The organism is Pseudomonas sp. 22189 (assembly GCF_052045635.1).
GTDB classification, from domain to species: domain Bacteria; phylum Pseudomonadota; class Gammaproteobacteria; order Pseudomonadales; family Pseudomonadaceae; genus Aquipseudomonas; species Aquipseudomonas parakoreensis.
In genome coordinates this window covers 1-26,137 of the sequence record NZ_JBQEPG010000048.1, presented here as the reverse complement: position 1 = coordinate 26,137, position 26,137 = coordinate 1, and the positions used below count along the sequence as shown (strand labels likewise).

The window sequence follows — 26,137 nt, the reverse complement described above, 5'->3', positions numbered from 1 at the left end:
GGTGTGGCCGCCGGCTTCCCACAATCGGTGACCACGCCGCTCGGCAGCACACTGACCATCACAGGTTTCAACGCAGCGACCGGTGTGGTCAGCTACAGCTACACCCTCGACCACAACGACGCCCATCCAACCGCCAACGGCGCCAACAACCTGCCTGAACAATTTGCCGTCACCGTGGTGGACGACAACGGCACGACTGCCAATGCGACCCTCGATGTGAACATCATCGACGACCTGCCAAAAGCGGTGAACGATTCCAACGCCAACACCGCTTCGGAAACCCTGCTGACCCTGACAGGCAACGTGCTGACCAACGACGTACAAGGCGCCGACCGCGTACCCACCGGCCCGGTCACCGCCGGTACCTTCACCGGCACCTATGGCACCCTGGAGCTGCACACCGACGGCACTTACACCTACACGCTCAACCCGACCGATGCCGACTTCAAGAATCTGCACGGCGGTGGAAATGGTACAGAGACGTTCACCTACACCATCACCGATTCTGACGGTGACACCAGCACTGCGAATCTGGTGCTGCAGATTCACAACAACGACGATCCGGTGGTCATCAGCGGCCTGGACGTGAACGGCGGCGAACTGACGGTCTACGAGAAAAACCTCAGCGACGGCAGCGCGCCGGATTCCTCGGCACTGACCCAAAGCGGCACGTTCACCATCACCGCTCTGGATGGCGTCACCACGCTGACCGTCGGCGGCATTGCTGTGGTGACTAATGGTGTGGCTGCTGGCTTCCCGCAATCGGTGACTACACCGTTGGGCAGCACGTTGACCATCACCGGTTTCAACGCAGCAACCGGTGTCGTCAGCTACAGCTACACCCTCGATCACAACGATGCGCATCCAACCGGCAACGGTGCCAATACCTTGCCTGAGCAATTTGCCGTAACGGTGGTGGATGACAACGGCACCACCGCCAACGCGACCCTCGACGTCAATGTGGTCGACGATCTGCCTAAAGCCGTGGATGACAGCAACACCGGCACCGCCTCGGAAAGCCAGTTGATCCTGACCGGCAATGTCCTGACCAACGACGTCCAGGGCGCCGACCGCGTGCCGACCGGCCCAGTGACTGCCGGGACTTTTACCGGTACCTACGGCACGCTGGAACTGCACACTGACGGCACTTACACCTACACACTGAACACCAACGACGCCGACTTCAAAAACCTGCACGGTGGCGGCAACGGCACCGAAAATTTCACCTACACCCTCACTGATTCCGACGGCGATACCAGCACCGCCAACCTCGTCCTGCAGATCCACAACAACGACGATCCGGTGATCCTCAACGGTCTCGACGTGAATGGTGGCGAACTCACGGTCTATGAGAAAAACCTCAGCGACGGCACCAGTCCCGATGCATCGGCGCTGACTCAGAGCGGTACCTTCACCGTGACCGCGCTCGACGGTCTGCAAACCCTGACCGTGGGCGGCATCAACGTCGTCACCGGTGGTGTGGCCGCAGGTTTCCCGCAATCAACCGTCACGCCGTTGGGCAGCACGCTGACCATCACCGGCTACAACCCGGCGACCGGCGTGGTCAGCTACAGCTACACCCTGGTCGATAACGAAACCCATCCGAACGGCAATGGCGCCAACAGCATCACCGAGAACTTCAACGTGGTGGCGACTGACACTGACGGCAGCACCGCCAGCGGCCAGATCAACGTCAACATCATTGATGATCTGCCGAGCGCGCACGCCGATTCCGCCTCGGTGGCGGAGGGCGGCACCGTCAGCGGCAACGTGCTCGACAATGACATCGGCGGCGCCGACGGCCCGGCGGTGACCGGCGCGGTGGTCGGTGTGCGCGCCGGCTCCGACACCTCGACCTCGGCCATTGGCGGCCTCAACAGCAACATCAATGGCACCTACGGTTACCTGACGCTGGACGCCAACGGCAACGCGGTCTATCACAGCAACCCTAATGCCGTGAACGGCCCCGGTGCGGTGGATGTGTTCACCTACACCGTGCGCGATTCCGATGGCGATGAAAGCACCACCACCATCACCATCGATGTCGCCAACAGCAAGCTGTATGCGACCAGCGACACCGACGTCACCGTCTACGAAAAAGCCCTCGACCTGACCAAGGACGGCGCCGATCTGGCCCCGGGTACGGTCACCGGCAGCGACCCGACCAATACGGGCGAAACCGCCTCCGGCACACTGGTCGGTTCGGTCACCGGTGCGGTCGGCGCCATCAGCTATGCGCTGGTCGGCAGTGCCACCGGCAACTACGGGCAGATCGTGCTCAACCCCAACGGCACTTACACCTACACCCTGACCTCGCCCGCGACCACCACACCGCATGCCGACGACGGGGCCAATACCCTGACTGAAACCTTCACCTATCAGGCCACCGATTCGCTGGGCAATGTGGTCACCAGCACCATCGTCGTCAGCATCGTCGATGACGTGCCCAAAGCCCTCAACGACAGCAACGCCACCAGTGCCTCGGAAACCCAGCTGACCCTGACCGGCAACGTGCTGACTAACGACGTGCAAGGCGCGGACGTGGTCGCCATCGGACCGAATGCCGGGCCGATCACTGCCGGTACGTTCACCGGGACTTACGGTACGCTGGTGCTCAATGCCAACGGCACTTACACCTACACGCTTAACCCGGCTGACGCCGCTTTCAAGGCGCTGCACGGCGGTGGAAACGGCACCGAGACATTCACCTACACGCTCACCGATGCCGACGGCGATACCAGCACCGCCAACCTGGTGCTGAACATCCACAACAACGACGATCCGGTGGTGCTCAACGGCCTCGACGTCAATGGCGGCGAACTCACCGTCTACGAGAAAAACCTCAGTGACGGCACCAGCCCTGACACCCCGGCGCTGACACAGAGCGGTACGTTCACCGTCACGGCCCTGGATGGCCTGCAAACCCTCACTGTCGGTGGCATTGCCGTCGTGACCAACGGGGTCGCCGCAGGCTTCCCGCAATCGGTGGTGTCGCCGCTGGGCAGTACGTTCACCGTCACCGGTTACAACCCGGCGACCGGCGTGGTCAGTTACAGCTACACCCTGGTGGATAACGAAAATCACCCGACCGGCAACGGCGCCAACAGCCTCACCGAAAACTTCAACGTGGTCGCGACTGACACCGACGGCAGCACCGCCAGCGGCCAGATCAACATCAACATCATCGATGACCTGCCGACCGCCAAGGCCGACACCGGCTCGGTGGTGGAGGGCGGTACGGTGAATGTCAGTGTGTTGGGCAATGACGTCACTGGTGCGGACGGCGCAACGGCGGGTGGTGCTGTGGTCGGCGTGCGCGCCGGCGGCGACACCTCAAGCTCGGCGATCGGCGGCCTCAACAGCAACATCAACGGCACTTACGGCTACCTGACGCTGGACGCGGCGGGCAACGCCATTTACCACAGCAATCCAAACTCGGTGAACCCACCGGGCGCCACCGACACGTTCACCTACACCATCCGCGACGGCGACGGTGATGAAAGCACCACCACCCTCACCATCAATGTCGCCGACAGTAAACTGATTGCGTCGGTCGATCAGGACGTGACGGTCTACGAAAAAGCCCTCGACCTGACCAAGGACGGCCAGGACCTGGCGCCCGGCACGGTCACCGGCAGCGACCCGAGCAACACCGGCGAAACCGCCACCGGTACGCTGGTCGGTGCGGTCACCGGCGGCAGCGGGGCAATCACCTATACCCTGGTCGGCAGCGCCACCGGCACCTACGGGCAGATCCAGCTCAACGCCGACGGCACCTACACTTACACCCTGACCTCAGCACCGAAAACCACGCCGAACGCCAACGACGGCGCCAACACCCTGAGCGAAAGTTTCACCTACAAAGCCACCGATGCGCTGGGCAACAGCACCACCAGCACCCTCGTGGTCAACATCGTCGATGACGTGCCCAAAGCCGTGGCGTCGGACCGCTCGGTGGCGGCGGTGGAGATCGATTCCAATCTGCTGATCGTCCTCGATATTTCCGGCAGCATGGTCGACCCGTCCGGCGTGCCGGGCCTGTCGCGGCTGGATCTGGCGAAACAGGCGATCAGTGCCTTGCTCGACAAATATGACGACCTCGGCGACGTCAAGGTGCAACTCGTCACCTTCAGCAGCAGCGCCACCGACAGGACCTCGGTGTGGGTTGACGTAGCGACCGCCAAATCGATTCTCGCCGGCCTCTCGGCGGGCGGCGGCACCAACTACGATGCGGCGGTGGCGATGATGCAAACCGCCTTCAATACCTCCGGCAAACTCACCGGGGCGCAGAACGTCGGTTACTTCTTCTCCGATGGCAAACCGACCACCGGCCAGGAAATCGGCACCGCCGACGAGACCGCGCTGAAGAACTTCCTCGATGCCAACAGCATCAAGAACTACGCCATCGGCCTGGGCAGTGGTGTGAGCAACGCCAACCTCGACCCGCTGGCCTATGACGGTATCAGCCACACCGATACCAACGCGGTGGTCGTCACCGACCTCAATCAGCTCAATTCGGTGCTGTCGGGCACTGTGGAAGGTGCGCCAGTCACCGGTTCGCTACTGGGCGAGGGCGGTACCTTCGGCGCCGATGGCGGCTTCATCAAATCCATCGTGGTCGACGGCACCACCTACACCTATGACCCGCGCGCCAACAGCGGCCAGGGTTCATTGACCGCCAGCGGCGGCACCAACCACGGTACGTTCAATACCGTGAACAACACGATCAGCATCGCCACCAACAACAGCGGCACCCTGGTAATCAACCTCGACACCGGCGACTACAGCTACACCTCGCAGAAAACCACGACCACGGTGATCACCGAGAACATCGGTTTCACCCTCAGCGACAATGACGGCGACCTCGCCAGCTCGACGCTGACCGTGAAAGTGATCCCCAACTCGCCACCAGTGGCGGTGGACGACCACGTCATCACCAACGTGCTGTCGAGCAGCGTCACGGTGCCGGGCGAACTGTTGCTGGCCAACGACACCGACCCGGATGGCGACACGCTCAACGCCTCACCAACCACCTTCAACACCGGGTGGGTGGCCAAGGGCGCGGACTTCACCGGTACCGGCGCGATCACGTTCAACGGCACCAGCAACACGGCGGCCAACCAGAACCTGGCCGACGTGCGTAACGCGTTCGCGGCGAACACCGCCGCGATGACCGCGGTGCTGGTGGTCAGCGGTTACCTCGGTGCGGTGACCAACGCCAATGCCAACGATGAGGACTTGATCACCGTCAAACTGAAGCAGGGCGAAACCCTCAACCTGGATCACAACCTGGCGGCCGGCCACGTCACCATGGAGTACTCGGTCAACGGCGGCGCGTTCGTCAGCATCGCCGACGGCGACACCATCACCGCCAGCGCCGACGGTACGTACCAGATCCACGTGACTAACATCAGCAACACCAGCGGCAGCAACCCGACGGCAGCGGAAAATTACCAACTGACCATGACGGTCAACTACGCCGGCGCCCACGACGTGACGCCGGACTTCAACGGCACCTACACCGCCAACGACAACCATGGCGGCAGCGACACCGCCAACGTCAACATCACCTATCAGGATGGCCACACCCTCACCGGTACTGCCGGGGATGACATTCTGGTAGCAGGCAGCGGCAACAACCTCCTCAATGGTGGCGACGGCAACGACGTACTGACCGCCGGTTCCGGCAACAACGAGATGCACGGCGGTGCGGGCAACGACTTGCTCTACAGCGGTCCGGGCAACGACATTCTCGACGGCGGTACCGGCATCGACACGGTCAGCTATGCCCATGCCACCGCCGGGGTTACGGTCAACCTCGGCCTGCTCGGTGCGCAAAACACCATCGGCGCCGGCACTGACACGATCAGCAACATCGAAAACCTGGTCGGCTCGAACTTCAACGACACCCTGACCGGCGACAACAATAACAACGTGATCAACGGCGGGCTGGGCAACGACATCCTCAACGGTGGTGGTGGCGATGACCTGCTGATCGGCGGCATGGGCAACAACACCCTGACCGGTGGAGCGGGAGCGGACACCTTCCAGTACCTCAAGGGCAACACTGGCCACGACACCATCACCGACTTCACCCCCGGCACCGACAAGCTCGACCTGTCACAACTGCTGCAAGGTGAAAACGGCACCACCGCGTCGCTCGACGACTACTTGCACTTCACCGTCACGGGCAGCGGCGCCTCGGTGCTCACCAGCATCGACGTCAGCGCCCTGGCCGGCGCCACGCCGAACCAGACCATCGACCTGGCTGGCGTCAACCTCGCCAGTCATTACGGTGTAACGCCAGGGGCAGGTGGAGTGGTAGCCGGTGGGCACGACACGGCGACGATCATCAGCGGCATGCTCAATGATCATTCGTTGAAGGTGGACACGGTGTGATCAAGGCCTGAAGCGACAAAACCCGCCGTCCCGATCATCGGGGCGGCGGGTTTTTTCTGTCTGGAGAACTGCGTTGCCAGTGAGTCAGACTTCGCGAGCAGGCTCGCACACATTGAATTTATGGTGCTCACCATTTTGTGAGCAACAAAGCTCCCCTGTGGGAGCGAGCCTCACAGTCGAGCAATCCCCCGACTGAATGCAATCGGTCAATTGTGGGAACTGGCTTGCCAGCGATGGCGGCCTACCAGCCGACCAATCCCCACCTGAATACACGCATTCCAACTGTGGGAGCGGGCTTGCTCGCGAACAGGCCGGCACTTTCAACATCACTGATGTCTGACCTGACGCCTTCGCGAGCAATCCCGGCCCACAGGGGACTGTCGTCGGACACAACACTGTGACTACACGGCTACGAGGTGGGCGCGAACTTCGTTTCGGATAAACGCCACTGCATTTTGCGTCGAATACCATGGTCGTTTCCGACGGGCGGTAGCAATACCTGTAATTTCTGACAGTAGGCAGGGCTTTTTACCCGGCATTAAATGAGGCCGTCACCCAGACAGCCCAAATCGCGCTGCCGTGATTGTCGAAAAGGAAGGCCGGAGATGGCGAAGTCCAAAGAACCTGGCGAACAGGCATCCGTTGACGATGCGACTCTGGAAGCTGTGCAGATCGACGCGCCGAAGGTGCCTGCCGTGCTGGATCCCGATGACCCGTGGGGGCTACTGCCTTTGTCGGCACTGGGTGATGATCTGGCCGTCACGTTCATGGATTTTCAACAGGGGGCTCCTGGGCCGGGCGAGGCCGATCTGGTCGAGCTGGGATTCATGTCTAAAGGTGCGGCTTTTCAAATGGTCGATGAAAAGTGGTATCCGACAAGCGATCCCATTGATTTTCCGCAAACACTGAAAGTGCCGAGTTATCGGCTCAAGGAAGGTGTTTACGAGGTGGCGATCCGGATTTCCAGGTACGGCAACAATCCGGTCGAAGGTGATCGCAAAACCCTGACCATCGATACCAGCAAACCCAATTTCGGCAACACACCTGGCCCGGTGGTATTCCCTGCCGAGTTGGGCGGAGTCGTTACCGAAACCTATCTCATCCAGGAGGGCGAGGTCAGTGTGCTGGTGCCCTGGTATATCGATGCAGCAGTGGGCGACCGTGCCGAGTATTACTGGACCGATAACGCCAGCCCGCCGGACTCTGAAGTGCCGATACGCGAGCAAGAGTTCAGCCCGGAAGATATCGCCGACAAACGCCTGCGCATCACCGTGTACGCCGATGAGATTCGTGTCTGGGGCCCGGGTCGTCGCGCCCTCTATTACTATCTGAGGGACCGGGCCGGTAACGAAGGGCCCCGCTCCATTCTTTCGTGGATCGAGGTTGACCTGTCGCCCGCACCGGGTGCGCTGCAACCGCCCAAAGTGCCGCTGTCCGACCGGGGAGTGCTTGATCGGCAACAGGCGCGTGACGGTGTGGTCGTGGAAATCCCCGAGTACGACTTTGCAGACGCTACACACTGCGCTGCCATCTACTGGGATGACATTCTGGTCGATGAAATTCCAATCGATCCTGCGGACTTTCCGGCGATTGTCCCGGTGCCATGGTTGAACTTGCACGCCAGGGGCGACGGACCGCGCCAGGCCAGTGTCTATTACCGGATTCGCCAAGGCTCGACGTATGGGCCTCCTTCTCCGTCGACTTTGGTTGCCGTCGACTTGACGCTGGCAGGACAGGACCATGCCAACGCACCGGCGCTGCTCAACGCAGAGCTGGCGCTGGTTGAGGTGTATGGAGAAAAAACCCTCACCCTCAATACCTTGCTCAGCGCCGATTACGGTTATCCGGCCACGGTAAAACTGAAACTGTATGACGCCCCGCAGGCCGGCCAGGTACTTGAGCTTTATTGGGGAAGCTACCCCGGTTTCGTTGCTCGCTATGTGGTCAAGGCTTCAGATGTGGCCGGCAAAACAATCTGGCTTTCAGTGCCCTGGAATGTCATCGATACCGATAAGGAGAATCCGGCACTGCCCGTTTATTACACCACCAGTAATGGCGTGAATCAGCAGCAGTCGCTGCCAACTCCAGTCAGGGTGCAGATATCGAATCTGAAAGAGCCGGTCTTTCCAGATGCGGGAAAAGAAGGGGTGCTTCATTGCTGTTCCAGACCCCGACTCTGGGAGGGCGTCAAAGTCAGAGTCCGGGCCGATGTACGCATCGAACAGGGCGATACCATCACCCTGGTCTGGCAAGGTTGTGCCGGGCCCAACGGCACCCAGCCGATTGAAGGTACTTACGCAGAAATGAGAAGGGAGTTGACGACGTACCAGCCCGGGGAGGATGTCGACATAGTCGTAGACGACTACGACACCCTGATTGCACCCATGGTCAATCGAGGTTCTGCACTGGTTCATTATCGGTTGAAAAAGCGCGATGGTGACCGAGGTAACTCGCTTGCAGACTTCGTGATCATCAATCGCACCCTGCCCAGCGGTGAAATATGTTCACCCACCAACGATTTATGTAACGAAAACTGACGAGTTTCGCTTCGTGCAAGAGCAGTAAATGCCGGGTGTCTGTCTGGGAATCTGCAGTGGGAACAGATGGCTTGGCGAATCCATTTGATCAGGAGAACAGGCAATGAACAACTTGAAGATGTTATCCAAGGCAGAGGCTGCCCGTAGAAAACTGTATGTGTTGCGCCAGTCGCTGGGGACTCGGGCGGGCATACCGCCGGAAGTTGAAAATTTATTGCCGGCACTTCCAGGCGATAACGTGAAAAAGTTGCAGTCGGCTCGTCAGGGAAGAGACTGCGATGTGGATGTTAAGGATGTGCAAGGACCTGAAGGTTCAAAGCCAGAAGAATTATGGATTGCGTTGTTCAAGGGAGACGAGAAGTTAACAGAGTATAAACAAGTGCCGTTTCCAAATGTTGATTTTAAAATGATCTTGCCAGGGCTTCATACTGCAACCCCTGGTCCATTCAGGATGAAATATATAGTTGATTATGGTGGTGTCCAAAATATATCTGACGAGTCGCTGTTTTATATTGACAACGTACCGCCCAACCATGGTAACCCGGGTGGCGTTGCGACACCGCCCGACGAAGTAATTGATGGGGTGTTGACGCGTGAAATTCTTGATGCAGGCGAGTATATAACTATGACAGTGCCTGCACCCGATGATGTCGCACAGGGTGATATTTATCGTGGTTATTATGGACGTCTGAAGGAAGGTATTCTTGTTGATACTTTTATAGTTGAGGAGGACTCTACTTCTCCTATCCTAATGAATATTCCTACGAGTCTGATTAAGGGTGTGGGTGAAGGGGAGTTTAATTTTTACTGTGTGTATCAAGATCGGGTAGGAAATGTCGGGAAGGATGGCGAACCATTTAAATTCACCGTGGAACTGACACCAAGACCCAGCGGTTTGCAGCCACCAGAGGTACCAGTGAACGATGACGGTGTAACCGATCTGAAGGATGCCTACCCTGTTCTGGATGTGGTTATTCCAACATTTGACAATGGCTTGCCAACTGACAAGGCCGTGGTCACTTTCGATGGAAAACCTCAGACTGGCATACCTACCGACGGCACGAGTGAAGTGATCGTCAGCGTTCCTTTTGCGGATGTGGCGCTCGGTGGCGACGGACCTCGGGAGGCAACGGTGACTTACGCAATCGTTCGCAATGGCAAGGAATTCCCGGGACCAACAGGGGTGACAGTCGACATTGATTTTACTATCCCCGGCCCGTCTAATCCGCAACCCGACCCGGATTTGGGCAACCCGAACCTGGGCGAACTGGTAGTCAAGGGCTCAAGCAAAGATGATGAATTGGTGGAAGACGACATTGGCACTGATGTCGATATAGATCTGGATCTTCCAACTGGGCTCAAGGCCACCGATGTTATCACCCTGGTCTGGGAAGGCCAGAAAGTTGCCGCACCCGAAGGTGTGTATACAGTAACTGGATTGGAAGATCCTGATTTCAAGGTCCCACTCACACTTAAATCGGAGGTGTTTGAAGCAACCAAAAACGGCAGGAAAACAGCTCGTTATGTGATTACCAATCCGGCCAATGGTGAAAATGAAAATCCATCCCTGCCTACCCCAGTCAAAGTCGCTATATATCCCGTGTCCTTGCCTGCTCCGGTCATCCAGCATCTTTATACCAATCCGGGGGGCATCGTGTATCTGAATTGCAATTCGCTTCGGGATATACCCGTCATTGGGTCGGCTGCAGTTGTCCGGGTCGCTGGTGGTGGCTCTCTTGTAGCAGACATGAAATTGGATTTTGTCTGGTCGCGAAGCAAGCTTGAGCCGGGAGCGCCTGATATTGAGGATTATACGTTCGAGAAGCAATTGCAGGGCAGTGAACATTTAAATGGGTTCGAAGTTTACTTGCCATTCGCTGATGCACTTCGCCCGATCAAGGACGGGAATGGCAAAATTGTATATTCAACGGTGATCGATGGGGACACTCATTCCTCTGCAGAACAAGCGGTCAGGGTCGTTGTCGCGGATTTCGACGGTAAATATTGTGACGGATCCACAGGCGCGTAAACGTGTCTTTTGAAGGGGGGGCGTGTATTGCGCTTCCCTCCTTCTGTCTGTCCGTGTACCGGGTATTAATCTCTATCAAGTTCAGGATTATTCCTACAGAAATGATGATGGGCTTCTTGTACATTGCCCCGCAGTTTTGCTGGTAATTCAGCGCAAGTATTTCCCTCGAAAAGTGGTAAGGAGGTCATATGGGTTGTCGTACATGTCTGTTTTTGTCAACGTGGTCAGGAACACGTCTGGCATGGTTGTCCCTGGTGCCAGTTTTCTCTACCAGCCCTCTTGTTTTTGCCTTGACGTCGGTTGGAGCAGGGCAAACGCAGAATATCGATCAGAACACTGCGCCGGATAATTACATTGCCCGCGATGGCGGCGTATTGAACGCCAGTGGTGCGAGTACTTTTGAGGTATCGATCAACTCGGGAGCGCAGTTCAATGCCTTGGGCGGGACTTATTCGGGCAGGCTTGGCAGCGCGGGCATTGCCGTCAGCAACGCCGCTGCCAATGTGTCTGATGCCACGGTGACGGGCTCGCGCATGGGCATGTTCATCGGACGTAACAGTGGTACCACCACCGGTTCAACCGCTGTGATCAGCGGCAGTCGGATCACTGGCCAGACGTCGGGGATCGAAACCAGTGGCGGCAGTGATATTCAACTGACCGATACCCACCTGAGCGCCACTGGGGCAAGCGGTGTGGGTCTGAACGCCTTCGGTGCAGAGGTCCGGGCGGTGGGGGGCAGCATGACGGGGGGCATGAACGGTATCCGGTTGCGTCCGGATCTCGGTGGGGTCGGCAATGGTGCCAATGTGTCTCTGGACCATGTCCTGGTGCAAGGACTCAGCGGGGCAGCGATCCTCGCGAATTCTGGAGTCAATGCGCAGATACGCGTGCTGAACGGAACCCAACTGCTTGCCGGCAATAGTGTGCTGCTTGACGTACAGGATGCCTCGACCGTGATCATGTCCGTGGAGGGCAGTACGCTGGAAGGCAATATCAACATTGCCGGCAACAGCACCGGCAACCTGACCTTCGATCAAGGCCGGATGACCGGCGATGTGCTGGTCGAAAACGGTTCGACCGCCAACGTCACCCTGCAGAACAGTTCGCAGTTTACCGGCCGTCTCGACAAGGTCGATGGCGTGACCGTCAACAGCGGTTCGATCTGGACCCTGACGGGCAACGACACCGTAGGAACTCTCGCGATGAGTGGTGGGACGGTTCGCTTTGGTGCGCAGGATGTACCGAATACCTTCTACCAATTGAACGTCGGTACGCTCGCCGGTTCGCCGGACGGTTCCAGCACCTTCGCGATGAAGGGCAACTTCGCCACGGGCCAGCATGACTTGCTCAATGTCACAGGTGTGGCGACCGGGTCGTTCGGGTTGCTGGTGGCGGCGTCCGGTCTGGATGCCGTGAATCCGCAGCAACTGACTCTGGTGCGCACCGCCGCTGGTGATGCGCAATTTGCTTTGACGGGCGGGCGAGTGGATCTCGGTGCCTGGTCCTATGACCTGGCCCAACGACAAGGTGGAACGGGCGGTACGGAATGGTTCCTCGACCCGACCACCCAGGTGATCAGCCCCGGCGCCAGTGCGGTACTGGCCTTGTTCAATTCTCCGATTACCCTGTTGTACGGCGAAGCCAGCTCATTGCGCAGCCGCATGGGTGAGTTGCGGTTCAACGGTGGCCAGTCGGGCGCCTGGGTACGCACCTATGGCAACCAGTACAACGTGTCCGAAAGTTCCGGTGTGGCGTACAAGCAGAACCAGCAAGGGCTTTCCCTCGGGGCCGACGCCCGACTCAATGACAGCGATGTACTGGGGGGCGTGATGGTGGGCTTTAGTGAGTCCGATCTGAGTCTTGAACATGGCACCTCGGGCACGGTCAAGAGTTACTACTTCGGGCCCTATGTGACGTGGATGGACCGCGACACCGGTTACTACGTTGACGGTGTGCTGAAATTCAACCGTTTCCGGAACGAGGCCAAGGTCGGTTTGAGCGACGGCACCCGTGCCAAGGGCGATTACGATAACTGGGGTGTCAGCGCATCGGTTGAAGGCGGTCGTCACATCAAGTTGAGCAACGATTACTTCATTGAACCCTTCGTTCAGTTTTCGGCAGCGCAGATCCAGGGCAAACGCTTCAGCCTGGACAACGACATGCAGGCCGATGGTGATCGTACCCGCTCTTTCCTGGGCAAGGCAGGCGCCACAGCCGGGCGCAACTTCGACATTGGCAATGGTGCCGTTGCGCAACCTTATGTACGTGCAGCGATAGCTCACGAATTTGCCAAAAACAACGAAGTGCAGGTCAACAACAACGTGTTCAACAATGACCTGTCGGGTTCACGGGCGGAGTTCGGCGCTGGTGTGGCGGTGGCCATGTCGGACAAATGGCAGGTGCATGTCGATCTGGATTATGCCAATGGCGAGCATATCGAACAGCCTTGGGGAGGGAATGTAGGGGTGCGGTATAGCTGGTAAGTCACGGCCCCCGAATACAGGAAAGCCGCTACTCCTTCAGAGAGTAGCGGCTTTTTTGTGCCTGGCCTTTATGCGCGTCGAATGCCTACGCCACCGGCGGTTGCGCCGGCGCCACCGAAATCGGGTCGGGTCTCAGTCTGGCCTGTGGCCGGGTAGATCACCATCCGTTTGGCGAAGCCGCCCGAGTCAGACGCCCAGCACCAGCCCTCGATGGTGCGTTGACCGGCGTAGTTATTGATATAGGCTCGCCATTCGGCCAGAGAAGGAATTCTTCCTCCCATACCGGCCGCCGCGTTTGCACATTGGGTGTAGGTATTGAAGACGCCTGTGCCAAACAAATGGTCCACGTTTGAAGTGGTGACGGTGTAACTGGCGGTTTGATTGGCACCGTCCGTAACCGTGATGGTTGCCGAATCGTTGCCCTTGGAAATGACGCGCCCGCTGCTGACGTTGACTTCCGCAACGTTGGGGTTGCTGGAAGCATATCTGTAGGGAGGCACGCCGCCACTTGCCGATCTGTCGCCAAAGGCGCCGGAAGGAGGGTTGGTTGGTGTGTTGCCATCCCTGAAGTGCCAGGCATTCAGACTCATGGGTGCCGGGTTGATGGTCAGTGGCGGAATCGGTGAGATAACCCTGAACGTGCGCGCCCCCGAGAACTGCCCGGTGCTCACGGCCTTCGCCGTGATCGAGTGCGAGCCCAGCCCAACACCCAGTGTTGTGGTCCAGGTACTGCCTATGGCACGCACTGTGTGTTTGGGCGAGTTGTTGTCGTGGATTTGCACTTCGAAATCAGGGGTGACATTACCTCGCAGTGTGACGGAGGTGCTTTTGGTTTCCGCACCGTTCAGCAGCTCGCTGATGCCATCGTGCACAGACGTGATCGTCACTGGGGTGTGGGCGGCCACATTGAAGTTGAACGGCTGACTTTCGACCGGATCAACGGGGTAGAGCGCCTTTGCCGACAGGCTGTGTGACGTCACTCCCAACCCTGTGACAGTCGAGCGCCATTGCCGATCGACACCGACAGTGACGGGCGGGCCGATAGCTGTACCTTTGTTGTAAACCTGAATCTGTTCTTTGGGTGTCGCCTGTCCCAGCAGAGCAACCGTTGAGTCATAGGTGGTTTCGTTCTGCCTTAACGGCCCTCTGCTGTCGGTCACCGAGGTGATGCTCGGGGAAATGAACGCGGCAACGGTGAACGCCCTCGGTGGTGCAGATATGGGTTCGCTGCCGTACTCGGCTTTGGCCGTCAGACTGTACGTTTTTAACGTCAGATTGCCGTAGGAATATTCCCAGTCGCCGCTGGGTTTGACATCTATCGTGTCTATCGGAGTGTTTCCATCGCTAAGCGTGATCTTTTCATTGAGACTGGCTTTGCCGTGCAGCGTGACACTCTTGTAGTAGGTCGTCCCGCCCGCATCGACGTCGCCTTTCACATCGACCACACGAGAAATGGTCGGTGTGACGGCTTGCCCGACGCGAAAAGGATAGGGGGGGCTCAGCTCTGGCTGAATGTCATAAAGCGCCTTGGCATTGAGTACGTAACTTTTCACCGTCAATCCGGAAAGTGTATGTCGCCAGACTCCGCTTGTGTCGACAGGGAGGTCGATGATTGGTGTCCCGCTTTGTTGAAGCTGAATCCACTCGTTGAGTGTAGCGCTGCCTTCGATCATGACACTGTTGTCGTAGGTGATGGCGTTGGGTTCGACCAGACCTCTGGAGTCGGTCACTGTGTTGATCTCCGGGGTTTCAGCGAACTTGACCTCGAAGGTCCTGGGATTGCTGGTGACCGGATCGGCGTCGTACAACGCCTTGGCGGTAATGCTGTAGGGTTTCTCGGTCAAACCGCTGATGATGCGGGTCCATTCGCCTTTTTCATCTACGGCCGCGGTGCCCAGGGATGTCGAAACTGCATCGAAAAGTTCAACTGTTTCATCGCGAGTTGCAGTGCCTTTGACAGTGACCTCCTTGTAACGGGTTTTCCCCCCTTCGGGTACGTCGCCACGGGCATCTGTCACGCGGGTGATGGCAGGCGTCACCCAGTCGTATCGGGTTCTGATCGTCAGCGGCAATCTCGGAAACTCAATCACATCGGCTTCTTGAGCGCTGCCATCGAACGAGACTTTGCAAATCACGTTTGCCGGTGTGGAATGTCCCAGTTTCATCAATTCGCTTCTGAGCAGGATTTCATTCAGCCCGCTGCCGACCTGCGCCGGAGTGATCTCGTCGCCCTCGAGCATCCGGATGACGTAGTCGCCGCCCGCCGTTGTCTTGCCTTCCACCTTGAGCCAGAGGCGTTGTTTGAGGGCAATGTAATGCCACTTGGCAACGAGCGTTGTGGCGTTCCCGTTGAACGTCATCAGATCCAGGATCCGGTTGTTGTCTGACTCAGATACGTCGGGGCGAGGCAGATCCTTCTCAGGGTCGTCGAATCCCGTGACTCTCAGGCCCAGCGACTCTGATTCAGTCTCGTGGCCATAGCGGCGCACGAAGTACTTCACGTCCACGGTTTTGTTGATGTTGGGGCCAATGAGCGTTGGAGGAAGATGAACGTCCACGCTGCCACTGCTGTGCCCGGGAAGCTCAAGATCTGTTGATGTGCCGGCGCCTGGCGTTCCGATCCAGTGCAGGGGGATGATATCGAGGGCCGGATCCATACTGTCGTAGCTGACGTTGACGTCCACCCCGTTCAACCCATCCATTGCTTTGAGTACGGCGTTCGGTGCCTGTTTGACTTGCGGCGGTGGCAATTCACCTACCAGCGACCCGATCAGCAGATTGAGTACGGCGGAGTGACTGTATAAACCTGTGGTCGCGTGCTTTAACGAGTAACGCACCTTGACGTACTGCCCGATACTGATCGTCACGAAGTTCGCGGGCACTCGAAATCGCAGCGTTTTACCGGCGCTCAGCGAGGTGATGGGCAGCCAGTCGCTGGTGCTGCCGAACGGGTGGGTCGCTTGCCAGTACCAGGTCACGATGTCGTCTTTTTGCGTTGGCGGATTTTCGATGAGTATGTGGACGACATCGTAGACTTTGGAAGGGTCGAGCACATCGGGGTTCTTGTCGGCTTCCTCCACCTCGGGCCTGGTCAGTGTCGCGGTGACGGCTTGCACCTTGACCAACAGATGCTCTGAATCACTGACGCCGAAGAGCTCCGACTTGTCATTGGACACGGTGTACCAAAGATCGAGACTGCCGTTGTGGAGCACGCCGATGTGCTCTGCGTCGATGTAGGCAGTGAAAAAGCCTTCTTTCGCCTCGTTGGCACTGACGGTGTGCGTGAGTTCATGGACATAGGGCTGATCGTTGGACTTTTTTCCTATCCAGTGAATGGCGACCAGATCGCCATTGGCAATGCTCAGGTACTTGATCAGTACCGTGGCGTAAGGCCTGTCCGACTCGAGTAGGTCACCCAGCAACTCGACAATCGTCGGTGCGTCCGGCATCGAAACCTCACCCACCACGTCGGCGAATTCGCGTTTGGAGGATAACGGCGGACTCCCGTCTGCCTTCGTCAGCACGTAGGAGGCATCAGCCCGGCCCATGGCGATGGCGCGGACTTGCGCGTACGGCACCTTGAATTCCATGACGCTCGGAATGTTCTCCACCGGTTTGGTTTCGGTGTGAATCAACGGATTTCCGGTGAAGGGGGTGCCGATCCAGGTCATTTTCACAGAGTCGTTCAGCGCGAAATCCGAGCCCTGGATGTGGACCTGGACCGTGACGTCCTCCTTGTTCAAGTTGATGATCGTGATGATCTGATTGACCGATTCCTTGATAATCGGGGCATCCAGCCGCCAGGCGCCGGCGCCGGCGTCGACGGCGACCCGCGTGCGTTTGGAGTGCCGGGAAGACCAGTTCCATACTTCATCGTGAGGGTCGTACTTGACTTCCAGTGTCGCGCTGTCGCCACCGGCCAGAATGTCTTCCTGTGTGGCGACGATCACGATGGGATCCTTGCCTTCCGCCTGCGTGAGTGTGACGAGGTGCGGCGCCAGGGTATGGCTGCCCCAGCGCATCAGAATCGTGTCTCGCACCCTGATTTCCGGATAAGCAGGAACCGTGAGGGGAACGCCTTTTTTTGCCCACTCTGCGTCGATCAAGCCCTGATCGATGATTTCCTGTGGCAATTGGGCGATGTGCAGTTCGGAGTGCCCGTCGGGCAGATGAGGTTCCCTGTCTCGGCCACCGGGGCTGGTGAGCTTGACGAAAAACAGCGACACCACAGAGGGATCGTCCGGCGCGGTTTCGCCGAACCGGGTCAACTCATAAAAACACTCATGCAGACCGGGGGTGAACAACGCTTTGTCCAGATAAAAGAACAGGTGCGTGTCTTTTTCCCCCGCTTCAACCTTTCGGGTGAACACCGGAACGTCGTCCCAGTAAACGACATTTTCATCACCCTCCAGCATGTCGAGGTACGCCACGATTACGCACAGCACACCGCTGGCGTTTTCCTCGACCACTGCAATATTGATCCCGCCATCGGCCTCCTCGACTGGCGTGACTGCGCCGCTGATCTGCATGGGCCGAAGCGCCAGGGTGACCGGCTGGTCGAGATGGGGAAACAGAAGCGGACTGGGGGTGAGCATGACGAAACTCCTGAACGAGCACGCAATGGGATCGCAGACGGTTTTTTATTGAACCTGAGGGGCGGGGAGAGGGGTACTGTCAGATCTGACAGGTGCGCAGGGTCTTTCGACCAACGGTTCCAGGATCATGGTCTGCGTGCGTAGCCGTTCTGGATCCCGGGGCTATCACCCTAGTCGTCCCGCATCGCCCTTGGCTGGAACGGGATTGCTGTCGACAAAGCCTGCGTGCTCGAATCTCCCAGAGCCTGATCCTCGACGTCATAAGCGAACGTCGAACCAGGTGCTGCCGTTAACAGCACACGCACGACCGGAAGGAAGCGCCCCGTGACCTGGAAATAATCGCGTTGAATGTATCGAGCCCCTACCAGCCCGTCTCCAGCTTGTAGAGAGGGGGTGAAAACGGCGAACGCCTCGAGTGGCAGGTGTTGCGGATCGTCTTCGGTCCACGCCGCCATGATCAATTCGTTCCAGCCCAAAGGATCAGTGGCGTCGGGCCGTACCGTGGTCGCCAGCTGAAAGTTTTGCGCTTGGGTGTTGAACGCGCACGTGCGGGTGGGGCCGGTGGCGTAACGTGCGATCCACAGCTCCCGGGTGGTGATACCCAGCTCCTCGCACTGGCCGCCGTGGGTTCGACAGATATCGGCCGAGCCGGAGGTGCCGGCGTCAAATGGGTACAGGCAGCGAACGGTCAATGGTTTGCCGGAGGGGGCAAAGGACTCCCGGACAATGAACCCCTGTGGTTTGTAGGTGCGGGTAATCCGTGTACCGTCCGCGATGTAGGTGAACGAAACCCCATTGCCGTTTATGGAGCTGTCACTGGGATCCCAGGAGTGATAGGCGGTGGAGACATTGGTCGAGCGCACCAGTACACCACTGCAGTGGAATGCAGCGCTATTGCCCTGGCAGGTTGTTCGCGTGTCCACTGATCGCGCATTCAAACGCGCAACCACATCGTAGCCGATGTACAACTGGTCCTGAAGGTTGAAACCGAACACCCTGTCCGCAGGCTGGCCGAGATCCATGCGCAGGATCGGCAACCACTCACCGGTAGCCTTGAAATAATCGCGTTGATCTTTCTGTGCTCCGAGCAGTGAGCCGGTCTGCGTCACGTCATAAAACAATGCTTGCAGTGCCAGCTTCGCAGGGGCCAGTTCGTCCCAGTTACGCACCTGCACCCGCATCGGTCGTGCAGACCACGTGGCATCAAGCCCTTGGTGTGCAAGCAGGCTGGCCTTGAACTGTGCGGGGTTCTGGCTGCTGAGTGAGCATTGCGCGACAGCCTCATTGGATTGCCGTGCGAAGTGCTCGAGCCAGCCTTGTGCGTCAGTCACGCCCAGCGCCGTGCAGGAACTGATGTCCGGCGCTCGTTGCACTGCGGCGGAGGCCCAGCCGCAGCCCATTTTCGGTCTGGTGGCGGGTATCGGAAATTCGAACGGATAGGCGCACAGAACATCCAGCGATTTGCCCAGGCCGATCGCGGTGAACGGATCACTGAATACCGCACCGTATGCTTGCGCCAGCGTGCGGGTGCCGAGGTCGGTGCGCAGATAGTTCATGCCCTCTGCGCCGAGTTGTGTGGCGTCTGCATTGTGTTTCCAGAACTCTCCAGTTCCCTGACTGCCACGCAGCAATACACCGCTGCAAAAATACGCCGGGTTGTCTCCTGGACACTGGCTGAGGGTACTCTGGTAGCACTGGTTGAGCAGGTGAGCGGTTTCCGGACCGGTTGCGGCCTGGCTGACACTGCCGAACAGCGCCAATCCGAGCAACAGCCATCTGATTCGCAACGTGCTGCGCATGGCGATCTCCACAAGTCTTTGGTCGCAGCTGCTCAAGCCTGGGAAATACCCAAAACCTGCCAGAACGAGGCGGTGTCCTGGCTGGATGCGTTGTCATTGACCGAAGAACCGTTGAGGTCGTAAGTCCAGGCGGTATTGGCGCCCAGGACGTCGGCGGTCCATACCGGGTAGTTCAGCCACTCGAGGAAATCCGCGACGGGGCCGCTGTCGGGGAAATAAAGCGTCCATAGCCGTTTCGTCTGGGCGAGGGTGATCGGTTGCAGTTTTGCAGCGGTACAAACTCTGGTCATGCCCTCCCAATCCGCGCCGGCACTCAGGAAGTGCACCTCCTGAATACCCTTGACGGTGAGTGGGTATTCGCGGCTCTCGTTCTGGCTGTCAGTCGCGCGAATCGTGCAGGCGCCGTTGCGCAGGGCGGTGATCTCGCCCGATTGTGCATCGGCACTGGCGATCGACGGATCGCTGCTGTCGTAGGTGTAGGGCGCCTGACCCCACGTGGCTACACGGGTCATGCGCGCTGCCGACGGAGGCGCAAGCGGGGGCTTGTCGACGCAGGCGACGTAGTTTTCAGTGCTCAGATCCAGTGTGGCGGCAGCGACGAAACCCGTCTGCAATTTCAGATCCAGGGTGTCCGAAGTTTCGCGAGTGCTCTGATACAGCTGCACTTCGTAGCGAATCGGTACGATGTCATTTTCGTCGGCAACAAATTCCGAAGCGTCGACCTTGAACACGACATCCTTGCCGACAGCACCGTCGCTGATCGGCATGTCATCGGTGTAGGTATCGCCGACGAACAAGTAAACGTGATCGAGGTACCTCATGGGCGTCCAGTGTTCTATCGTGACGGTCGCCCCGTCGGGTGGAAGCGTCTGCGGGTCCAGAATGCCGAGGGGGGCTTCCTTTACAATCGGCGCCCGCAGGTTGTTGGTCTGGCTCATATCTCCCTCTCCTCAGATCAGATAGGCGGCGCTCGGGTGAGCGCCGCACAGCAAGGCATCGTTGAGAATGTCAGGGGGTGTTGAGCCTGGCCAAACGACTGGCCTTGAGGGCCAGACCGCGGGTGGCCGCATTGGCGTAGTACGACACCTGGCCTTTGAGCCGGTCTTGAGCGGCGCTGCTGTCGCCGCCGGCGAGAGCATTGCCCCAGGTCACTACTTCGCCGTCGGAAGTGAGCGCCGTAAAAGCATGACGGTTGGCGTAGATGGCGGTGACGTTGAGCAGTTTGTCCGCGACGGGCGTGGTATCTCCGCCGAGCAACGGGTCTCCCCAGGCCACGACGGTTCCATCTTTGCACACAGCGGCGAACGCTCCAGCGGTAGCGGCCAATTGAACAAGATCGTCCCTGCCGGCGATCGTGTCAGGTATCAGGCCACCCGAATTGGCCGCGGGCCATCCAACGACGTGACCGCTGTGTCGAAGCGCTGCAAACGCGTTCGAACTGGAGACGACTGAGATGATATCCGTCAGGGAGCGGATTTCAGCGGGAAGTTCCCCGCCATACGTTGAGGGTCCCCAGCCTGTGATTTGTCCGCTCAAGAGTATGACGATAAAGGCTTGAGCATTTGCACAGGCAAGCGCCTTGATGTTGGTCAGGCCGGCGACATCGTCGGATACGGCGCCGCCTTTCCCGAGATCGCCCCAGGCGACCACACTGCCATTGTTCCGAAGTGCAGCGAACGCGAAGCCATTGCCGATCACATGTTTGATATCGGTCAGGCTGGCGATATCTGCAGGAACAACACCGCCAAACCCCACTCCACCTCCCCAGGCCATCACCTGGCCGGTCGCTCTGAGGACGGCGAACGCATTTCCGGCTGGCGTCAGTTCGACTGCATCTCTCAAGACCAGGATTTCGGCGGACGGGGTTCCGCCTTTGTCAGCGGTGCCCCAGGCATGGACTGTTCCATCGGTTTTGATGCCCGCAATTGCAACGCTGTTGCCCGCAAGCAGTTTGAAGTCCGTAGGGTCCACCGTGCCCATTTCTCCACCCTGACCTGCAGTCCCGGGCCATGCCACGGTGAAATTGTTGGTGCGAATTACCGCGTAGGAACTGCCTGAACAAGCCGCCCTGGCAATGTCGGTGAACGTCTGAAAGGTTGGCGGGATTTTCTGGCCATTCAATGGGTTACCCCACGCTGCCAGATTGTTCTTGTCCCGCAGCGCCACGAATGCGCCGTCATTGGCGGGATTGCCAGGGCCGCCGGTGCCAAATATATTGACTCTGTTCAGGGTGACCTGGTCGTCGCTGGTGCGAACTTGCAAGGGGGCATACGGGTCGGTATCAGCCCAGATCTGCGCTTTCGTCCAGGTGCTGTCGTCAGCGTATTTCCACTCTGCCTCTACGCGTTGCAGGGTGTCTGCGTTGAAGGCGGATATGAGCCAGCTGGAGCTGCTCTCCCGATAAATCCCCTTGTTGTAACGCGCCCCGATGACCCGCAACTTGCCGCTGCCGATCACCTTGCGCACATCGTAGACCGTCGGGTTGGAAGGACCATCGGTTCCGCCGGCCTTGCGTTTGATTTCGTAGCTCAAGGCGATGCTTCGCCCGTCGTTGGCGTTGATCACGCTATGCGGCACCTTGATCACGGCCAGCTCTTTGTCGGCTTGCGCGGACGTCACGGTATGCGGATACGTGGTAGTGGTTTGACCCTCGACCGTTACCGTGATTTCGTCGTCTGTCTTCAGAAATGCGGTTGCCGGTATCACCACCGTTGCGCCGTCTGGATAAACATCGTCCGGGTTCAACTGATCTTTTTGAAGACCGGTTGCCTCCCTGAACGTGGCGTCTGGCAGCTTGAACTCCGTTGCCTCGACTCTCAGCGGATAATTCGCACCGGGGGCCTGGCCACCCTCCAACAATGCTACGTAATAACTGATCACCACATCTTTGTTCAGGCAGGCGAGCAGGATGGATTGCGCAACCGTGAACTCGACGGGTTTGCCCTGGTTGTTTGAGCTGACGGATCTGTTATCCGTGTGCACGGTCTCGCCGTCCGTTGTGGCCCACGTCATGTAAAAATGATCGCCGGCGTTTTCTGGGCGATTGGCGGCAATCTTGACGGTTGCACCGTCCGGGGCATCGGCGGGGTCGAGGATTCCACCGGGGGCCTGCACCACTTCCGCTGGATCCAGCAGTGGTTGCTCTGCCTTGCCGACGACAAAGGTCAAAGGATTGGAGTAGCTGGTGGTATCGGTTTCCTTGCGCCAGATCCGGTAAGTGACAGTTATCTTCTTTCCGCGATTGGGTTCAATGTGTGCCGCTACGAAGGCGGCATTGAGCGTGAAGGGCACATCCTTGTCGGCCGAGAGGGCGTTGAGAGTGATGGAGTCTTCCTTCTTGCCTGTGACCTCGCCATCCCACGTATAGGTGACTATGTCGCCAGACTTGCTTGGCGTACCGGTGGGTCTTGGCGCAGTGAGTTTACTGGCGCCTGCGGGAAGGTCGCCGGGTTCCAGTCCACCATTCTGCTCTCCCAGAACGATGGGCTGCACCAGCTCGAACTGCGGTTCGCCGATGTTGACGGGGGCCGCGGTTCGAGAGTGGCGCCTGATGATTTCGCCGTCTTCGTCCGCAAGCAGTGTATAGGACCCGTCTACAGTTCCGCCGTTGAGGGTGGAAATGTGTATGCCGTCGATAGGAATGACAAAACCATCTTCGTTGCTCACTTCGTCCTTGTCCGGAAAATACCAGTCGAAGCTTGGGTTATGAATGGTGCCATTGGGGCGCTTGCCGAACCATCCAACTTCGATTGCCATGCCTACTTCAATAATCGGATTGTGTGGAATCCGAAAAGCGGTTTGAGTGAGTTCGGGGTCAATAGCGCCATTTTCCTCATCATCGAAAGTTGGTGCGGCCAGTTGATCCGGTTCGCCCACAATCTGCACGAACTGGCCCTTGGATCGAAGCGGGTCTGCGCTTCCATCGCGTATCAGGCGGTAAGAGAAAGTGGCTTGGGTTTTTGCCAGCTTTCGCGCATCCGAGTTCTGGATTACCAACTCGTAGGTGTGTGGCAAGTTGTCAATGGTCACCAAGGGAGCAACGGCCTCGATCGGATCGCCCTCTACCGTGGTGCCGCGCATCTTCAGTTCGATTTTGTCGCCAAGCTTGAAGTCCGGGGCTCTGGCTACCACTTGAACGACGACGTTGTCGTCACCTAATTTCTCAAGATCAAGCACGTTGTTGATGGCCGGCGCGACAATAGGGGCGAGCAGAAGATTTGTGCCCACCGAGACTACGATCCGGGTTTCCGTGCACCAGTCTTCTGCGAAGTTTCCCGTGATGTCGAAAGCAATGAAGCTCACAGCAAGGCCTGAATCATCGGTATCGCCGGCCTTCTCGATCATGGCTTTGTCGACCACGATTTCGATCGGATTGTTGACGGGATCACTGATTTGCTCGGCGGTGACCGGTTCGGATTCTTTGAACACTCCACCCCACGTCACCTTCATCCTGTCACCGACCGCCACGTCAGGATAAGGCACGCCGGAACCGGATTGAGCGCGGACGATAATCGGCACGCCTTCTTCAGCGATGTCCTTATCCACGCCGCCATTGACGATTTCCGGATCGATATACATATACAGCCCGGAGTGGCCGGGGCCTGGCAACGTATCTTGCCCGCCCGGAATCTCGAGTTTTTCGTATATTGCGGTCGGGGGATTCTGGGGTTCCCACGCTTGATTGATTCGTTTAACTCGGTAATTCAGGGTATGCGAGCCGGTCCGGGCGTGCCGGGGGGCGACGAATAGTGTTACGCGCTGATTCACCTCGGCGGCTTCCCTGATGGTGGTCTGAGCAACGACGTTACCATCCTTCAACAGTTCGACGTCGTCACCGATGCCCATCTCGCTCCATGGCAAAATGTAAGTCAGCAGTCCTTTTTCGGGGTGTACCCCCATCGCTGCGGCCCAATTGATCCCCCACTCACCGGAAGGCAGCTTTTCGGGTTGCTTGTCGGGGATTTCCAGCTCGGCGAGTGCCAACGCGGGAATTCTTTTCGCAGGTTTTTTCAACATGGCAGACACTCCTGTCGAGGGATGGGCGACGGAGTGATTTAAGGATTGAAGTCGATCGCCTGGCTACTGTCAGATCTGACAGGTGAGCAGGGTTTTTCGACGAACGGTTACTGAGCGCTCAGCGTTTGTGCAGGGTTTTCTGGCGCAGAAGGTAGACCGTCACCAGCACTGCACTGGTCAACATGAACCCGCGCGCCCACGGCAGCGGCACCAGGTAGCATGAGAACAGAATGCTCACCCACATCAGCCCGATCGCGTAGACCTTGCCCTTGAGCGGTATGCCGTTGCCGTCCAGATAGTCACGGATCCACGGCCCGAGCCGGGGATGCTCGACCAGCCATTGATAAAAGCGCGGAGAGCTGCGCGCGAAGCAGGCCGCAGCAAGCAGAAGGAAAGGGGTGGTGGGCAGAACCGGCAGGAAAATCCCGATCACCCCCAATGCCACGCTGAGCCAGCCGATGGCCAGCAGGATGTAGCGCAACATCAGGGAGCGGTTGCCTATGGGGTTGTCCATAGGCCGGATCTTAGTGGTGACGTGGCTTGAGGATCGCCGGTTTTTCGTCTGGCGCCTGGCACAGCAGGTACAGCGCGGTCAGGGCTTCGGGGATCTGCACGATCATGTCGTCCATCAGGTTGGCGTCTTTGGCGATGTCTTCGAACTCTGGCTGCTCGTCGAACAGGCCGGAACCGACCATGATCGGCAGGAGCATTTCGCTGACTTCTTCTTCGGCGGTCTCGAACCAGGCCGCTTCGCGCAGGAATACGCCTTCCATGAAGCCGATGCACCAGCCGCGCAGTTCGGAGTCGTCCGGCTCATCACCGAGGTCCAGATCGCACGGCAGTTCGAATTCTTCGTCGGACGCCAGTTGGCGGGCGATGTGCGCCTTGAGGCCAATCAGCGTAGCTTCGATCTCTTCACGCTGGGCTTCGCTGCTGTAATGCGGCTCTTCGGCGAACAGGGCGTCGATCCACTCACGCTCCGGGACGTCTTCTGCACAGATCGACAGGGCGGTCAGGTAACCGTGAGCGGCCACGTAATCCAGCGCCTCTTCGTGCAGCTCGTCGGCGTCGAGAAAGACTTGCAGGCGGGTCAGTTGCTCAGCGAAGGACATTACGGGGCTACCTTGGGGGAATAAACAATGCGGGAATTCTAGGCCTTCTTGCTCGCTCAAGCCAGCCGTATGGCAGATTTGCCCCGCCACGGCCCGCATATCCACCAATGATCCCTGTAGGAGCTGCCGAAGGCTGCGATCTTTTGATTTTGTTTTTCAAGATCAAG

Annotated in this window: 10 protein-coding genes; 4 read left to right on the top strand and 6 right to left on the bottom strand. The window is 58.5% G+C overall.

Annotation, left to right across the window (positions count from 1 at the left end):
* The 4 genes from ACTJKS_RS27330 to ACTJKS_RS27315 all read left to right on the top strand — a co-directional run.
* A partial coding sequence (locus ACTJKS_RS27330) for an Ig-like domain-containing protein (protein WP_440829040.1) occupies positions 1 to 6,399 on the top strand: 6,399 nt, incomplete at its 5' end.
* 605 nt (positions 6,400 to 7,004) lie between these two features.
* Positions 7,005 to 8,936, top strand: coding sequence for a hypothetical protein (locus tag ACTJKS_RS27325; RefSeq protein ID WP_108181999.1), 1,932 nt, complete (start codon positions 7,005 to 7,007; stop codon positions 8,934 to 8,936).
* 103 nt (positions 8,937 to 9,039) lie between these two features.
* A complete protein-coding gene (locus ACTJKS_RS27320; RefSeq protein ID WP_108182000.1) occupies positions 9,040 to 10,965 on the top strand; it encodes a hypothetical protein in 1,926 nt (641 codons plus the stop codon).
* Positions 10,966 to 11,255: 290 nt separating this feature from the next.
* On the top strand, positions 11,256 to 13,448 hold the full coding sequence (locus ACTJKS_RS27315; protein WP_262948073.1) for an autotransporter outer membrane beta-barrel domain-containing protein: 2,193 nt from the start codon (positions 11,256 to 11,258) through the stop codon (positions 13,446 to 13,448).
* Positions 13,449 to 13,516: 68 nt separating this feature from the next.
* Here the strand turns inward: ACTJKS_RS27315 and ACTJKS_RS27310 are convergent, their stop codons facing one another.
* From ACTJKS_RS27310 to ACTJKS_RS27285, 6 genes are all read right to left on the bottom strand, one after another.
* Complete coding sequence (locus tag ACTJKS_RS27310) at positions 13,517 to 18,043, bottom strand: hypothetical protein (RefSeq protein WP_262948072.1); 4,527 nt, start codon at positions 18,041 to 18,043, stop codon at positions 13,517 to 13,519.
* 170 nt (positions 18,044 to 18,213) lie between these two features.
* Positions 18,214 to 19,842, bottom strand: a complete 1,629-nt coding sequence (locus ACTJKS_RS27305) for a hypothetical protein (RefSeq protein WP_108182003.1) — start codon at positions 19,840 to 19,842, stop codon at positions 18,214 to 18,216.
* Positions 19,843 to 19,874: 32 nt separating this feature from the next.
* On the bottom strand, positions 19,875 to 20,780 hold the full coding sequence (locus ACTJKS_RS27300; RefSeq protein ID WP_262948070.1) for a hypothetical protein: 906 nt from the start codon (positions 20,778 to 20,780) through the stop codon (positions 19,875 to 19,877).
* A gap of 70 nt (positions 20,781 to 20,850) precedes the next feature.
* Positions 20,851 to 24,858, bottom strand: coding sequence for an RCC1 domain-containing protein (locus tag ACTJKS_RS27295; protein WP_108182005.1), 4,008 nt, complete (start codon positions 24,856 to 24,858; stop codon positions 20,851 to 20,853).
* Positions 24,859 to 24,976: 118 nt separating this feature from the next.
* On the bottom strand, positions 24,977 to 25,372 hold the full coding sequence (locus tag ACTJKS_RS27290) for a YbaN family protein (protein WP_108182006.1): 396 nt from the start codon (positions 25,370 to 25,372) through the stop codon (positions 24,977 to 24,979).
* A 10-nt stretch (positions 25,373 to 25,382) separates the two neighbouring features.
* On the bottom strand, positions 25,383 to 25,970 hold the full coding sequence (locus tag ACTJKS_RS27285; RefSeq protein ID WP_007962155.1) for a UPF0149 family protein: 588 nt from the start codon (positions 25,968 to 25,970) through the stop codon (positions 25,383 to 25,385).
* Positions 25,971 to 26,137 lie beyond the last annotated feature (167 nt).